This window comes from Streptomyces sp. NPDC032091, from assembly GCF_055580265.1.
The window spans coordinates 206,991-220,970 of sequence record NZ_JBVILR010000011.1; the positions used below are offsets into that span (position 1 = coordinate 206,991).

Consider the following 13,980-nt stretch of genomic DNA (forward strand, 5'->3'; position numbering starts at 1 on the left):
CCGGAACGCGCCGGGTCGCGGGTGCTCCGGAGCGGCATGATCTACCGTGGGCGGCACCTGCTGGTGTGGCGTGAGACGGGGGCATGGGCGTGCCGATCGGATTTGTCGACCGCGTGGAACACATGGAGGAACTGCGCTCGGTCGTCGCCGCGCTCGGTGACGGGCGGGGCGGACAGGCCATCGCGGTCGACGGCGTGTCGGGCATGGGCAAGTCGGCGCTGCTGCGGGCGTTCGAGGCCGAGGCCCCCGCCGCCTGCCGCGTCGTGTCCACCCGGTGCCGGCCCGGCATCGGACCCGACCTGATGTACGGCCCGGTCCTCGACCTGCTGCTGAAACTGGGAGAGGCCGAGCCCCGGCGGCGCGGGCGCCTGCGGCGGATGCTCGGCGCCACCGGCCACGGGGTGGTCCGCTCCGCCCCCGAGGTGCTCTCGGCGATCGTCCCGGGCCTCGGAGCCGTGTTCACCCTGGGCCGGGAGATCACCGAGGCCTCCCTCGACTCCGGCTCCATGCCCTTCGACAGCCTCCTGCCCTTCCGGCACGCGGCGGCCCTGCGCATCGTGGAGGGGCTGCTCGACCTGGTGCGGCAGGGCCCGCCCACCGTCCTCGTCATAGACGACCTCCAGCACGTCGACGAGAGCAGCCAGTTCGTCCTGGACCAGCTGCTGCGCGGCCTCGCCCGCGAACAGCTGGCCGTCGTCCTCACCCACACCAGCGACTCCGCGTACGCCGACGGCAAGGAGTCCAAGGTGGAGGCGCTGCTGCACAGCTGGGCCGGCGAAGGGCTGCTGCGGCGCCGGACGATGCGCGGGCTGCCGCAGGACGCCATCGCCGAACTCGTCGCGCAGCGCCATCCCGCCGCTCCGCCGGCCTTCTCCCACCGCCTCGCCGAACTGACCGGCGGGCACGCCGTCTTCGTCTCCCTCTGCCTCGACGAGTGGACCCCGCAGGACGGCGCCGAGGTCCGCCTGCCGGCCAGCCTCTCCCGGGTCGTCGAGGAGCGGCTGCGCGCCCTGACCGGGGAGGACCGCCTCCTGCTGGCCACCGCCGCGACCCAGGGCGACGTGTTCCTGTCGCACACCGTCGCCGCCGCGACGGGCCTGCCCCACGACCTGGTCATGGAACGGCTGCGCCTGATCGCCCGCGACCACCGGCTGCTCCTCCCCGGGACACCCCCGGCGTGGGCCCGCTGGGAGGCCGCGGACTGCTACCGCTTCGAGCACCGTGCCCTGTGGAGCGTGGTCTACACGGAACAGAGCGCCGAGCAGATGCGCTCGCGCCACGCCCGTATCGCGCGGGCGCTCGGCCAGGGCCCGCCGGAGACCATGTCGCTGGAGCGCCGCCTGGAGATCGCCCGCCACCTCCGGCTCGGCGGTCCCTCCTGCCTCCTCGCCTCCGCCGACGCCCACTTCGCGCTGGCCCGCGACGCGGCCACCCAGGGGCTCTCCTTCGCCGAGGCCGAGCGGCACTGCGAGGAGGTCATCCGGGCCGTACGGGAGCTGCCCGCCGGCACCGAGGGCCGCGACCAGCGCCTCGTCCGCGTCGTCGAACTGCTGCTCTCCCTGACCGAGGTCCGCTGGCGCGGCCAGAGCACCCCCGCCGGCGGCCCGGACATCGACGCCCTGGCCGCCGAGGCCGAGGCGGCCGCCGCCCGCTGCGCCGACCCCGACCTCGTCATCCGGGCCACCCTGCTGCGGGGCAAGACCCTGCTGGCCACCCGCGGCCTCGTCCCCTCCCTGGAGAAGCTGAGGGCCGCCGTCGAATTGGCCGAGGAACACGGCGACCCGGCGGCCCTGTTCGTGGCCCGCGTCGAGTACGGCCGCCAGGTCTCCAAGCGCAGGCTCGCCGACGGCCTGGCCCAGCTGCGCGAGGCCGAGCGCCTGTACGCCTCGGACCCGCGCCTCGGCGGCGGCGCCACCCCGGTCCTCCAGCACGCCCGCAACCTGGGCGAGATGCAGCTCGGCATCACCCTCTTCGACAGCGGGCACCTGTCCGAGGCGCTCACCCGGCTGGAGCGCTGCACGGCACGCCTGCGCGAGGAACCGCTCAACGCCGAACTGCCCATGGCGCTCAACTACCTCGCCCAGGTCCGCCTCGGCCTCGGCGACGGACCGGGCGCGGTCGACGCGCTGCGCGAGGCCCTCGGCTTCGAGGCGGAGCGGGGCGGTGACAGCGCCTGGCACGCCTACAACGCCGCGCTGCTGGCCCGTGTCCTCGCCGGGCGCCCCGAGACGCGGGCGGAGAGCCGGCGGCTGATCGCGGACGCCTGGGCGGAGACCGAGCGGACCTGGCTGGCCAACCTGGTCCCCATCGTCCGCAACCTCTACGCCGAAGTCCTCCTCACCGGCGCGGACGGGGACCCTTGCGCCCCCGGCACGGCGGCGGCCCTCGACGAGGCGGAGCGGCTGGCGGTCGCCACCTGCGTCGAGACGCGGCGCAGCGGCATGGTCCGCAGCGAGATCGCCGCCCACTGCCTGCGCAGCCGGATCCGGCTGCGCCGCGGCGAGCCGGCCGAGGCCGGGGAACAGGCCCGGGAGGCCCTCAGGATGCTGGACGAGGTGGGGGACATGCCCGCGCTGCGGACGGAGGAGGTCCTCCACGACGTGGCGCGGGCCCTCGCGGCGTGCGGTGCCGGGGAGGAGGCCCGGGTGCTGCGGGACCGGGCCCGGCGGGAGGTCCTGCGCAAGGCCGGGCTGATCGGGGACGCGGCGCTGCGCGAGCGGTTCCTGACCGGGGTGCCGCTCAACCGCTCCCTCCTCGCGGACGGCGGGGAGGGAACGTGCTGACGATCACCAAGGAGTTCCACTTCTCGGCCAGCCACGTCCTGGACCGGCTGCCGTCCTGGCACCCGTGCGCCCGGATGCACGGCCACAACTACGCCGTGGTCATCGAGCTCTCCGGCCGCCGCGAGGACCTCACCGAGGCCGGGTTCGTCCGGGACTACCGGGACCTGGACGCCTTCAAGCAGTGGATGGACGAGACCTTCGACCACCGGCACCTCAACGAGGCGCTGGGGGGGGTATCTCACCGTCCGCGGAGAACCTGGCCGTGTGGATCTACGACCAGTGGACGGAGCGGATCCCCGAGCTGACGGCCGTCAGGATCTCCGAGACCCCGAAGACCTGGGCGGAGTACCGCCCGGTCAGGGGCGCCTGACGCGCGCTCAGGCGGGCCCGGGGGCGAGCCCGTCCTCGACCAGGCCGGCCAGCACCGCCTGACCCAGGGCGTGCACGGCCGACTGGGGCCGGACCATCACGGTGAACTCCTTGATCCGGCCCTCCGCGTCGAACTGCAGCTGGTCGATCCCGTGGATCTGCCGGCCCGCCACCAGCGCCCGGAAGGGCAGGACCACCGTCGGGGCGGCCTCCCCGTCGGCGGTGGTCTCGGCCTCCCCCTCCAGTCGTCCCAGGTAGCGCAGGTCCTCGAAGGTGCGCAGCAGCACCCCGAAGAGGCCCATGACCATCGCCTTGCCCTCGAACGGGACGAACTTCACCGGGCTGTAGAGGCGGACGTCGTCGGTGAACAGCTCGTCCAGCGCGGCGAGATCGCGCTTCTCCACGGCGGTGCGGAAGCGTTCGGCGGTCTCCATGACCCCTCCTGGAATTCCTCGGGTACGCGACTACTCAACAATGTGACTAGTCACTTTTTTGAGTATGATGCCGAGGCGTACGAGGAAAGGGAAGGGGACCGGACATGGCACTGCGCCACGCGGTCCTGGCGGCGCTGCTCGACGACGAGTACAGCGGCTACCAGCTGGCCAAGGCCTTCGACATCAGCGTCGCCAACTTCTGGCACGCGCTGCCCCAGCAGCTGTACGCCGAGCTGGCCCGCCTGGAGGCGGACGGGCTGGTCGCGGGCCGCGAGGTGGTCCAGGAGAGCCGGCCCAACAAGCGCCTCTTCCGGGTCACCGACGCCGGCCGCGCCGAGCTGGAGCGGTTCGCCGAGGCCGCGTCCAAGCCGTCCTCCATCCGCGACGACCTCCTCGTCAAGGTCCAGACCGCCGACCGCATCGGCGCCGGCCCGGTCGTCGAACAGCTGGAGCGGCGGGCGGCCGCGGCCGAGGCCAAGCTCGAACTCCTCGGAAAACTCCTGGTGAACATGCGCGGCGACCTGGACGAGGCCGAGTACCTCCTGCGCGGCGAACGGGTCGGGCGCTACCTGACCTGCCTGCGCGGCCTCGCCTTCGAACGGGAGCACCGGGACTGGTGCCTGCGGGCCGCGGCCGTACTACGCGAAAGGCAGCAGACGGATGAGGAACGCTGAACCCCTGCGCTACGTCGCCCTGGGCGACAGCCAGACCGAGGGGGTCGGGGACGGCGACGACACGGTGGGCCTGCGCGGCTTCGCCGACCGGCTCGCCGAGCACCTCGCGGCCGCCCACCCCGGCCTGCTCTACGCCAACCTCGCCGTCCGCGGCCGCCTCGCCGCTCAGGTCCGCGCCGGGCAGCTGGGGCCGGCGCTGGAGCTGCGGCCCGACGTGGCCACCGTCGTGGCCGGCGTCAACGACGTGCTCCGGCCGCGGTTCGACGCCGCCGAGGTGGCCGGGGAACTGGAGGCGATGTTCGCCGCGCTCACCGCCGCCGGGGCCCGGGTGGCCACCGCGACCTTCCCCGACGTGGCCCGGATAGCGCCGATGGCCCGGCCGCTGCGCCCCCGCGTGGAGGAGCTCAACGCCCGCGTCCGCGCCGCCGCCGCACGCCACGGCGTCGTGGTCGCCGAGACGGCCGGGGCGCCCGTCGCGACCGACCCGCGCCTGTGGAGCACCGACCGGCTCCACGCGAGCCCCCTCGGCCACGCCCGGATCGCCGCCGCCCTGGCCGAGGCCCTCGCCCTGCCGGGCTCCGACGACGCCTGGCGGCGCCCCCTGCCGCCCCGGCCGCCCCGCCCCGCCGCCCGGGCGGTGGCGGCGGAGGTGGGCTGGGCGGCCGGCTTCCTCGGCCCCTGGCTCGGCCGGCGGCTGCGCGGCACCTCCTCCGGCGACGGCCGCACCGCCAAGCGCCCCCAGCCGCTGCCGTTCGTCTAGGCCTCTTTGCCGGACCGCACCAGGGCGAACACCGCCCCCTCCGGGTCCGCCACCAGGGCCAGCCGGCCCCGGATGCGGTCCCGGGGCGGGTTCAGCACCCGGCCGCCCAGTGCGGCGACCCGGGCCGCCGCTGCGTCGGTGTCGCGGACCTCGAAGTAGGTCATCCAGTGCGGCCCCCGGTCGTGCGGCAGCGACCGTCCCACCCCGTGGACCGCCGCCACCGGCCGGCCGGCCAGCCGCAGGGTCAGGTAGTCGAAGTCGGCCGAGGCCGCCGGGTGCCGCTCGGCCTCGTGGCCGAAGACGTGCTCGTAGAACTTGCCGACCGTCGAGGTGTCCTGGGTGACCAGCTCGTTCCAGACCGGGGTCCCCGGCACTCCGTAGCGCTGCCCGTGCCCCGAGTCCTGCCAGATGCCGAAGATCGCCCCCAGCGGGTCGGAGCAGATCGCCACCCGCCCCTCGGCCCCGGCGTCCATCGGGCCCACCGCCACCGTGCCGCCGCAGGAGCGGATCGCCTCGGCCGCGCAGTCGGCGTCGTCCGTGGCGAAGTACGTGGTCCAGGCGACGGGGAGGTGCCGGTCCGGCGGCATCTCGCCGATCCCCGCCACCTCCTCCCCGTCGAGGACGGCCCGGACGCCCGGGCCGAGCTGCGCGGGTCCCGGCTCGTACTCCCAGCCGAACAGGTCGGCGTAGAAGTCCTCGGTCCTCCCGAGGCCGTGCACCATCAGGCTCACCCAGCACGGTGTGCCGGACGGCCGCCGCGAAGCCCCCGCTGCATCGGTCATGTCAGCAGTCTCCTCCGTCGTGTCCCGAATGACGCCGCTGATGCTTCCACTCCGCGGGGCGCCGCGCGCCCAGACCGGGCCGGACGGTGCGGCGGCTGACGGAGATGACCGAATCACTGCGGCCCGTCGATGTCCGGCTTGTTACGGGCCCCGAGTGGGGGGAGGAAGATGGGCCCATGACTGCGATTCTCTCGGCCTCCGCGCTGGCGGACGAGCTGGCCTCCGGCCGCCCGCCGGTGCTCCTGGACGTCCGCTGGCAGCTGGGCGGCCCCGACCAGCGCCCCGCCTACGAGGCGGCACACCTGCCCGGCGCCGTGTACGTCGACCTCGACCGCGAACTGGCAGGTCCGCCCGGGTCCGGCGGCCGCCACCCGCTGCCCGACCCGGAGGCCTTCGGCGCCGTGATGCGCCGCGCCGGCGTGCGGGCGGACGAACCGGTGGTCGTGTACGACGGCGGCCAGGGGTGGGCGGCCGCCCGCGCCTGGTGGCTGCTGCGCTGGACGGGTCACCCGAACGTGCGAGTCCTGGACGGGGGCCTGACCGCGTGGACGGCGGCGGGCGGCCCGGTGACCGCCGACGCGCCGACTCCGGCCGAGGGCGATTTCAAGCCAAACCCGGGGCGGTTCGGCCTGCTGGAAGCCGACGACGCGGCCGCCCTGGCCCGTACGGGACTGCTCCTGGACGCCCGGGCGGGGGAGCGCTACCGGGGCGAGGTCGAGCCCATCGACCCGGTCGGCGGCCACATCCCGGGCGCGGTGTCGGCCCCGACCACCGAGAACGTGGGCCCCGACGGGCTGTTCCTGCCGGCGGAGACCCTGCGGGCCCGGTTCACGGCGCTGGGCGCCACGCCGGACACCGAGGTGGGCGTGTACTGCGGTTCCGGGGTCTCCGGGGCGCACGAGGTCCTCGCGCTGGAGGTGGCGGGCATCCCGGCCGCCCTCTACGCGGGCAGCTGGTCGCACTGGTCCTCGGATCCGGCGCGCCCGGTGGCCACCGGCCCCAACCCCTGACCCGTCCGTCCGGCGGTGCCCCGCGGGGCACCGCCGGACCGGGCTACTCCTGCTTCTTGCGCCGGGTCCCGAAGACGATCTCGTCCCAGCTGGGCACCGCCGCGCGGCGCCCGGGCCGGACCCCGTCGGCCTCGGCCTGCCGGTCCGTCGTTCCGGTCAGCCGCTCGCGGTGTCCCGCGACCGTGCGGGGCATCAGTACGTCGGCGTACGCCGCTCCGGCGCCGGCCGAGGCCGCCGCGGCCGGGGGTTCCTCCGTCGCGGCCTCCTCGTCGGCCACGTCGGTGCGCTCCGGGACCACGAGGTCGCCCCGGAAGCTGGGAACGGCCTCCAGCAGACTGGTCAGCGTGTCCCGTTCCTCCTCGGGCTCCGGCGCGGGCGGCGGCGGGGCCGGGCGCTCGATCGGCCGGTCGAGGGTGCGGTCCAGCGGCCGGTCGCGTGGCAGCCGGGCGATCCTCGGCACGAACGGGAAGCTCGGCTCCGGGGTGGAGGGCAGGTCGTCCGACTCGCCGATCAGGGAGCGGGCCTCGTCGTCCACGGCGACGACCAGCCGGCGCGGCGGGTCGTACGTCCAGCTCGCCGAGTGCGGCTCGCCCACCACCCGGTAGACCAGCAGCACCTCCCACGTGCCGTCGTCACGGCGCCAGGAGTCCCACTGCACCGAGTCCTTGTCGGCCCCGCGCAGCGTGAGCCGCTCCTGCACGGCCTCGCCGAGCTGCGGCCCGGTGTTCTCCCCGGGGCGGCGCACGGGGGTCTTGCGGGCCCGCTCGGCCATGAAGGCGCGCTCGGCCAGGACGGGACCCTCGAAGCGGCGGACCCGGTCGACCGGGATGCCGGCGAGCTGCGCGACCTCCTCAGCGGAGGCACCGGCCCGTATGCGGGCCTGGATGTCACGGGGGCGGAGGTGGCTCTCCACCTCGATCTCGATCTGGTTCAGGCGCGCGCGGTCATTGCGCACGGCAGCCCGCAGCCGCTCATCGATCGGAAGCGTGTACTCCGTGCTGTCCGCAGCCTTGAGCACCAGTCGTGTTCCGTCATTCGAGACGGCCACGACACGCAGTTCGGGCATGGGGACCTCCCGGGTGGTGCCTGCCGACGTCACGTGCGTCGCTGCTTCCGCTAGTCGAGTGTGGCCTGCCCGGGTGCAGCCTGCCACAACCTTGCCGAGTTAAACCGGCGTGTCGGGCATGCGCCCTTGATCGACGTTATGGCACGGTTACCTGTTGGGCACGCACAGTGACCGAGTGGTTACTGTGCGCAGCAGGAGCCCGTGCGATACCGCGGCATCACCGGTCTTGAGTGCCGCTTCTCCGTCAGCCGGCCCCCTCTCCCGGGTCCGGACATCCGAAAGGAAGGACGGCCCCAGGGCTCGCCACAGTACTCCATTCGGGCCACCTGGGTGGACCGCCGCGCCGCCGAAGTTGTCCCGGGCGGCGGGAGTTGGCCTGCCCGGAATCGGGTCCGGATGGCGGTCCACCTGCGTACGCGGCCGTTTCGGGGTGTCCTGCTTCACAGAATCCGCAGAAACGGAACTTCTCGTTTCGCTCAGGTGTCGGTAACTGCTGGAAGAGGAGAAGCGCAAGGGGCAGGACGCACAAGGGGTGACGATGGGTCGGAAGACGGTGGGGGAAGGCGTGCCGGGCGGCCGTGAGGACGAGGCGCAGGGCCCGGAGCACAAGAAGCTCGACCTGAGCGTGGCCCAGGTCGCGGGCAGTTCGCTCGCCACGGTCGCGGCCGCCCTGCTCGCCTCCCGGCTCGGTGTCTACGGGACCATCCTGGGCGCCGGCGTGGTCAGCGTGGTGGCCACCGCCGGCGGGCCGGTCATCCAGCACGCCTTCCGCCGCACCGGCGACCGGCTGCGCGAGGGCGCCCGCCCCAGGGGCCGTCAGGTCCCCGCGTCCGCCGGGCGGGAGGGGCCCGCGGGCCCGCCGCCGGGCGAGTTCGGCGAGGCCACGGTGCACGGCACCCGCATGCGGGGCCGGAAACGCACGGCGGTGGCCTCCGGAGCGGCCTTCGTGCTCGCCGTCGGCGGCCTCGGGACGTACGAGGCCTTCGCGGGCACCTCGGTCAGCAGCGGCGGCGGCACCCTCCTGTCGGGCGGCTTCCGCACGGCCCCCGACCACCGTTCCTCCGGGCAGGAGGACGGGCAGGACTCCGGGGACCGGAGCCGGCGGGGCGAACAGGGCGGGAAGAACGGCAAGGACGGCAAGGACGGGACAGGGGAGGGGGCGAAGAACGGGACGGACGGGCGCGGCACCGGCCCGGGCGGCACCCCGAGCCCCTCCGCCCCGCACGGCGGGCGCGGCCCGGACCCGACGCCCGCGCCCACCCCCTCCGGCTCGGCCCGCCCGGACCCGTCCCCGACGCCCTCCCGGCAGACCCCCGGCCCGGACCCCACCCCGGGCCCCGGCGGCGGCGCGCCGGGCGGGAGCGGTGCCTCCGGCCGGGAGTGAGCGGGCGTCAGTCCCCGAGCACCCGCCGCAGGTAGTCGTTGCCGAACACCCGGTCCGGGTCCAGCCGGTCGCGCAGCGCCGTGAACTCCCCGAAGCGCGGGTAGGCCGCGGCCAGGTACTCGGCGTCCCGGGTGTGCACCTTGCCCCAGTGGGGGCGTCCGCCGTGGGCGGTGAAGATGCGCTCGGCCGCCGTGAAGTAGGCCTGGTAGGGGGTGCCCCGGTACATGTGCACCGCGATGTAGGCGGTGTCCCGGCCCGAGGCCGTCGACAGGGGGATGTCGTCCGCCGGGGCCGTCCGCACCTCCACCGGGAAGCTGATCCGCAGGTCGGAACGGTCGACCATGGCCTTGAGCTCCCGCAGGGCCTCGACGGCCCGCTCGCGCGGGAGGGCGTACTCCATCTCCACGAACCGCACCCGGCGCGGACTGGTGAACACCTTGTACGGGATGTCCGTGTAGGTGCGCGCCGACAGGGCGCGGCTGGCGATCCGGGCGATGGAGGGGATGGCCGCCGGGACCGCGCGGCCCAGCGAGTTGACGGCCTGGAAGAGGCCGTTGGACAGCAACTCGTCCTCGATCCATGCGCCGACCGCGCCGGGCGGGGCGGCCGGGCCCTGGCTGCGGTTGTTGCGCTTGGTGTTGCAGTTGCCGGTGTGCGGGAACCAGTAGAACTCGAAGTGCTCGTTCTCCGCGACGTGCCGGTCGAACTCGGCGGTCACCCGGTCGAAGCGCATGGGCTCCTCACGGGCGGTCAGGAGGAACAGCGGCTCCACCGCGAAGGTGAGCGAGGTGACGACGCCCAGCGCCCCGATCCCGAGCCGGGCGGCCGCGAAGACCTCCGGGTTCTCCTTCTCGGAGCAGGCGAGCAGCCGTCCGTCCGCGGTGACCAGCTCCAGCGCGCGGATCTGCGCGGCGATGGAGGCCGAGTCGCGGCCGGTGCCGTGGGTGCCCGTGCTGGTGGCGCCGGAAACCGTCTGCTCCATGATGTCGCCCATGTTGGTGAGCGACAGGCCCTGGGCGGCCAAGGCGCGGTTGAGGTCCTTCAGGGCCGTGCCGGCCGCCACGGTGACCGTGCCGGCGGTCCGGTCCACCGACAGGATCCCGGTGAGCGCCTGCGGGCGGACGAGCACCCCGTCGGTGGCGGCGGCCGCGGTGAAGGAGTGGCCGGTGCCGACCGCCTTCACCCGCAGGCCCTGCGCGGCCGCCCGGCGGACCTCCTCCCGGAGCTCGTCGACCGAGCCCGGCGTCACCACCCGTGCGGGCGTGGCGCGGACGTTGCCCGCCCAGTTACGCCACGCGGTCCGCCCGCTCGCCGCTGCTTTCCCCGATGTCGCCGTCACGCGAGGGCTCCTCCCCTTGCGCCGGCCTCGTCAGCCGGCGGTAACCCGCGAACGCCACCGCCGCCGCGGCGGCCCCCGACGAGATCGAGACGACGTACCCGCGCTGGGCCCCGGCCGCGTCGATGACCAGACCGGTCACGGAGGAACCGATCGCGACACCGACCGCCAGGCCGGTGCTGATCCACGTCATGCCCTCGGTGAGCTTCGCGCGTGGTACGTGCGCTTCGATCAGGGCCATCGTGGTGATCATCGTGGGAGCGATGGCGAGGCCCGAGACGAAGAGCGCCACGGCCAGAAACGGAAGGTTCCCGGCCAGTAGGAGGGGGATCATACTCACGGCCATCGCACAGATGCCCAGTACCCAACGGCGTTCCATCCGGCCCTTGAGATGGAGCAGGCCGAAGACGATGCCCGCCAGACAGGATCCGGCCGCCCAGATGGCCAGGATGAAGCTGGCGGCGGACTTGTGGCCCTGCTCCTCGGCGAAGGCGAGGGTGGAGACGTCGATGGAGCCGAAGATGGCGCCGGTCGCCACGAAGGTGGCCGTCAGCACCTGGAGGCCGGGGGAGCGCAGGGCGGAGGAGCGGTCGCCGTCCAGGCTGCGCGGATGGGGCGGCGGCTCGGTCGCGCGCTGCGCGGTGAGCAGCCAGACGCCGACCAGCAGGCAGCCGGCGGCGATCACCGGACCGGCCTCCGGGAACCAGGTGGTGGACAGGCCGATGGCCAGGATCGGGCCGAAGATGAAGCAGACCTCGTCGATCACGGACTCGAAGGAGTACGCCGTGTGCAGATCGCGGGGCGCGTCCCGGTAGAGCTCGGTCCAGCGGGCGCGGACCATCGAGCCGACGCTCGGCACGCAGCCCGCGACCGCCGCGAAGACGAACAGGGTCCAGTCGGGCAGCCCGTTGGCGGCGGCCACCACCAGGGCGGTGACGGAGGCGACGGAGACCAGGGTCGCGGGCCGCAGCACCCGCCGCTGCCCGTACTGGTCCACCAGCCGCGAGACCTGGGGGCCCATCACCGCGGCCGCCAGGGCCAGGGTCCCGGTGAGGGCGCTCGCCATCGCGTAGCGGCCGGTGATCTCCGAGATCATCGTGAGGATGCCGACGCCGACCATCGAGATGGGCAGGCGGCCTATGAGCCCGGCGGCGCTGAAGGCCTTGGTGCCGGGAGCCGCGAATATCGCGCGGTAGGGACTGGGCAAGGTCTCTCCGTAAGGGACGTCTTCGGCCCACACAGGTTACGGCCGCCGAGGGGGCACCCGCACGGGGAATATGGCGACACCGACATTTCAGGCGGTGGAACTTAGGGTCACCTTACCTGGGATGTGTCCCGTCATGCGGACCGGCCGGTTCTCCGGCGCGCACCCCGGGTGGCAGGATTCGAGGCATGTCAGACCAGCTCCGTGCCCCCGACGCGCCCGCGGCCGAAGGCCTCGCGGCCCCCTACGACGCCCTCCTGCTGCTGTCCTTCGGCGGCCCCGAGGGACCCGACGACGTCGTGCCGTTCCTGGAGAACGTCACCCGCGGCCGAGGGATCCCGCGCGAGCGCCTCAAGGAGGTCGGGCAGCACTACTTCGGCTTCGGCGGGGTCAGCCCGATCAACGGACAGAACCGCGAGCTGCTGGCCGCCCTGCGCAAGGACCTCGCCGACGCCGGGCTGGACCTGCCCGTCTACTGGGGCAACCGGAACTGGGCCCCGTACCTGACCGACGTGATGCGCGAGATGGTCCGCGACGGGCGCCGCCGCATCGCCGTCCTCGCCACCAGCGCGTACGCCTCGTACTCGGGCTGCCGCCAGTACCGCGAGAACCTCGCCGACGCGCTGGCCACCCTGGCCGGGGAGGGCCTGGAGCTCCCCCGGGTGGACAAGCTGCGGCACTACTTCAACCACCCCGGCTTCGTGCGGCCCATGACGGACGGGGTGCTGGCCTCGCTCGCCGCCCTCCCCGAGGACGTACGGGACGGCGCCCACCTCGCCTTCACCACGCACTCCATCCCGACCGCCGCGGCCGACGCCTCCGGCCCGGTCGAGGGCCACACGACGGGCGGCGAGGGCGGGGCCTACGTCCGCCAGCACCTCGACGTGGCCCGGGTGATCGCCGACGCCGTCGCGGCCGAGACCGGCACCGCCCGCCCGTGGAAGCTCGTCTACCAGTCGCGCAGCGGCGCCCCGCACGTCCCGTGGCTGGAGCCGGACATCTGCGACCACCTGGAGGCCCTGCACGAGGAGGGCGCGCCGGCCGTCGTCATGGTCCCCATCGGCTTCGTCTCCGACCACATGGAGGTCCTCTACGACCTCGACACCGAGGCCACGGCCAAGGCCGCCGCACTGGGCCTGCCCGTCGTGCGCTCCGCGACCGTCGGCGCCGACCCGCGCTTCGCCGCCGCCGTCCGGGAGTTGGTCCTGGAACGCGCCGCCCGCGAGCGCGGCGAGCGGCCCGCCGAGTGCTGGGTCGGCACCCTCGGCCAGAGCCACGACCTGTGCGCGGTGGGCTGCTGCCCGTCGCGCGCGCCCCGCCCGGCGGCCGCCGGCGCGGACAGCCCGTACGCGTAGGGGGAAAGCGTGATCTCCGAAGAGCTGAAGGCCGGACTGCTGGCGGTGGGCCTGGAGGCCGCCCGCCGGGCCGGGGAGCTGCTGCGCGACGGCCGTCCGGCCGACCTGGCGGTGGCCGCCACCAAGTCCAGCCCGATCGACGTCGTCACCGAGATGGACCTCGCGGCGGAGAAGCTGATCACCGGCATCCTCGCGGAGCGCCGGCCCGAGGACGGGATGCTCGGCGAGGAGGGCGCGGACGTGCCCGGCAGCAGCGGGATCCGATGGGTCGTCGACCCGCTCGACGGCACCGTGAACTACCTCTACGGGCTCCCCGGCTGGGGCGTGTCCATCGCCGCCGAGTACCGGGGCGAGACCGTGGTCGGCGTGGTGGAGGCACCGATGCGCGGGGAGACGTACCACGCGGTGCTCGGCGGCGGGGCCTGGTCGGGCACCGCCCGGCTGGCCTGCCGCGCCGCGGCCCCGCTGGACCAGGCGCTGGTCGCCACCGGGTTCGGGTACCTCCAGGCGCGGCGGGAGCACCAGGCCGAGGTGGCCCGGCGGATCATCCCCCGCGTCCGGGACATCCGGCGCGCCGGCTCGGCGGCGCTCGACCTGTGCGACGTCGCGGCCGGCCGCCTCGACGGCTACTACGAGCGCGGGCTCAACCCCTGGGACTACGCGGCGGGCGAGCTGATCGCCCGCGAGGCGGGCGCCCTGACCGGGGGCCGGCCCTCCGAGCCGGCCTCGGGCGAGCTGACGGTCGCGGCCACCCCGGCGGTGTTCGCCTCGCTCCAGCCGCTCCTGGAGGAAGCCGGGGCCTGGCACGACTGAGGGCCGGGCC

12 protein-coding genes and 1 pseudogene are annotated in these 13,980 nt (G+C 74.5%); 8 read left to right on the forward strand and 5 right to left on the reverse strand.

The window, feature by feature from the left end; genetic code table 11:
• Nucleotides 1-83 precede the first annotated feature (83 nt).
• Both ACZ5NJ_RS19785 and ACZ5NJ_RS19790 read left to right on the forward strand, forming a co-directional pair.
• Nucleotides 84-2,783 carry an AAA family ATPase gene (locus tag ACZ5NJ_RS19785; RefSeq protein ID WP_468766324.1) on the forward strand — a complete coding sequence of 900 codons (2,700 nt, stop codon included), beginning with the start codon at nucleotides 84-86 and terminating at the stop codon, nucleotides 2,781-2,783.
• Nucleotides 2,777-3,153: pseudogene (locus ACZ5NJ_RS19790) on the forward strand (6-pyruvoyl trahydropterin synthase family protein). The gene ACZ5NJ_RS19785 and the pseudogene ACZ5NJ_RS19790 overlap by 7 nt, the downstream one beginning before the upstream one ends.
• Nucleotides 3,154-3,160: 7 nt before the next feature.
• Here ACZ5NJ_RS19790 and ACZ5NJ_RS19795 read toward each other — a convergent pair.
• Nucleotides 3,161-3,586, reverse strand: a complete 426-nt coding sequence (locus tag ACZ5NJ_RS19795) for a nuclear transport factor 2 family protein (RefSeq protein ID WP_468766325.1) — start codon at nucleotides 3,584-3,586, stop codon at nucleotides 3,161-3,163.
• Between the two features lie 104 nt (nucleotides 3,587-3,690).
• On the opposite strand from ACZ5NJ_RS19795, the gene ACZ5NJ_RS19800 reads away from it, so the two are divergent.
• Both ACZ5NJ_RS19800 and ACZ5NJ_RS19805 read left to right on the forward strand, forming a co-directional pair.
• Nucleotides 3,691-4,260, forward strand: coding sequence for a PadR family transcriptional regulator (locus tag ACZ5NJ_RS19800; RefSeq protein ID WP_468766326.1), 570 nt, complete (start codon nucleotides 3,691-3,693; stop codon nucleotides 4,258-4,260).
• Nucleotides 4,247-5,020: an SGNH/GDSL hydrolase family protein gene (locus ACZ5NJ_RS19805; protein WP_468766327.1), complete on the forward strand. Its 774-nt coding sequence runs from the start codon at nucleotides 4,247-4,249 to the stop codon at nucleotides 5,018-5,020. The genes ACZ5NJ_RS19800 and ACZ5NJ_RS19805 overlap by 14 nt, the downstream gene beginning before the upstream one ends.
• Here ACZ5NJ_RS19805 and ACZ5NJ_RS19810 read toward each other — a convergent pair.
• Complete coding sequence (locus ACZ5NJ_RS19810; protein ID WP_468766328.1) at nucleotides 5,017-5,802, reverse strand: VOC family protein; 786 nt, start codon at nucleotides 5,800-5,802, stop codon at nucleotides 5,017-5,019. The two genes, ACZ5NJ_RS19805 and ACZ5NJ_RS19810, sit on opposite strands and share 4 nt — an antisense overlap.
• A 176-nt stretch (nucleotides 5,803-5,978) precedes the next feature.
• Between ACZ5NJ_RS19810 and ACZ5NJ_RS19815 the strand changes: the two genes are divergently transcribed.
• Entirely contained in the window at nucleotides 5,979-6,812 is an 834-nt protein-coding gene (locus ACZ5NJ_RS19815) for a sulfurtransferase (protein WP_468766329.1), read from the forward strand.
• Between the two features lie 43 nt (nucleotides 6,813-6,855).
• Here the strand turns inward: ACZ5NJ_RS19815 and sepH are convergent, their stop codons facing one another.
• Complete coding sequence (gene sepH / locus ACZ5NJ_RS19820; RefSeq protein ID WP_468766330.1) at nucleotides 6,856-7,878, reverse strand: septation protein SepH; 1,023 nt, start codon at nucleotides 7,876-7,878, stop codon at nucleotides 6,856-6,858.
• A 538-nt stretch (nucleotides 7,879-8,416) separates the two neighbouring features.
• Here sepH and ACZ5NJ_RS19825 point away from each other — a divergent pair.
• Nucleotides 8,417-9,262 carry a hypothetical protein gene (locus ACZ5NJ_RS19825; RefSeq protein WP_468766331.1) on the forward strand — a complete coding sequence of 282 codons (846 nt, stop codon included), beginning with the start codon at nucleotides 8,417-8,419 and terminating at the stop codon, nucleotides 9,260-9,262.
• 7 nt (nucleotides 9,263-9,269) lie between these two features.
• On the opposite strand, the gene ACZ5NJ_RS19830 is transcribed toward ACZ5NJ_RS19825, so the two are convergent.
• The gene (locus ACZ5NJ_RS19830; protein WP_468766332.1) at nucleotides 9,270-10,601 is read right to left on the reverse strand and encodes a D-arabinono-1,4-lactone oxidase; all 1,332 of its coding nucleotides are present in this window, start codon (nucleotides 10,599-10,601) and stop codon (nucleotides 9,270-9,272) included.
• A complete protein-coding gene (locus tag ACZ5NJ_RS19835; RefSeq protein WP_468766333.1) occupies nucleotides 10,549-11,805 on the reverse strand; it encodes an MFS transporter in 1,257 nt (418 codons plus the stop codon). Before ACZ5NJ_RS19835 ends, ACZ5NJ_RS19830 begins: the two co-directional genes overlap by 53 nt.
• A 185-nt stretch (nucleotides 11,806-11,990) precedes the next feature.
• On the opposite strand from ACZ5NJ_RS19835, the gene ACZ5NJ_RS19840 reads away from it, so the two are divergent.
• Together ACZ5NJ_RS19840 and ACZ5NJ_RS19845 are read left to right on the forward strand one after the other, a co-directional pair.
• A complete protein-coding gene (locus ACZ5NJ_RS19840; protein WP_468766334.1) occupies nucleotides 11,991-13,157 on the forward strand; it encodes a ferrochelatase in 1,167 nt (388 codons plus the stop codon).
• 9 nt (nucleotides 13,158-13,166) lie between these two features.
• Nucleotides 13,167-13,970, forward strand: a complete 804-nt coding sequence (locus tag ACZ5NJ_RS19845; RefSeq protein ID WP_468766335.1) for an inositol monophosphatase family protein — start codon at nucleotides 13,167-13,169, stop codon at nucleotides 13,968-13,970.
• Nucleotides 13,971-13,980: the final 10 nt, after the last annotated feature.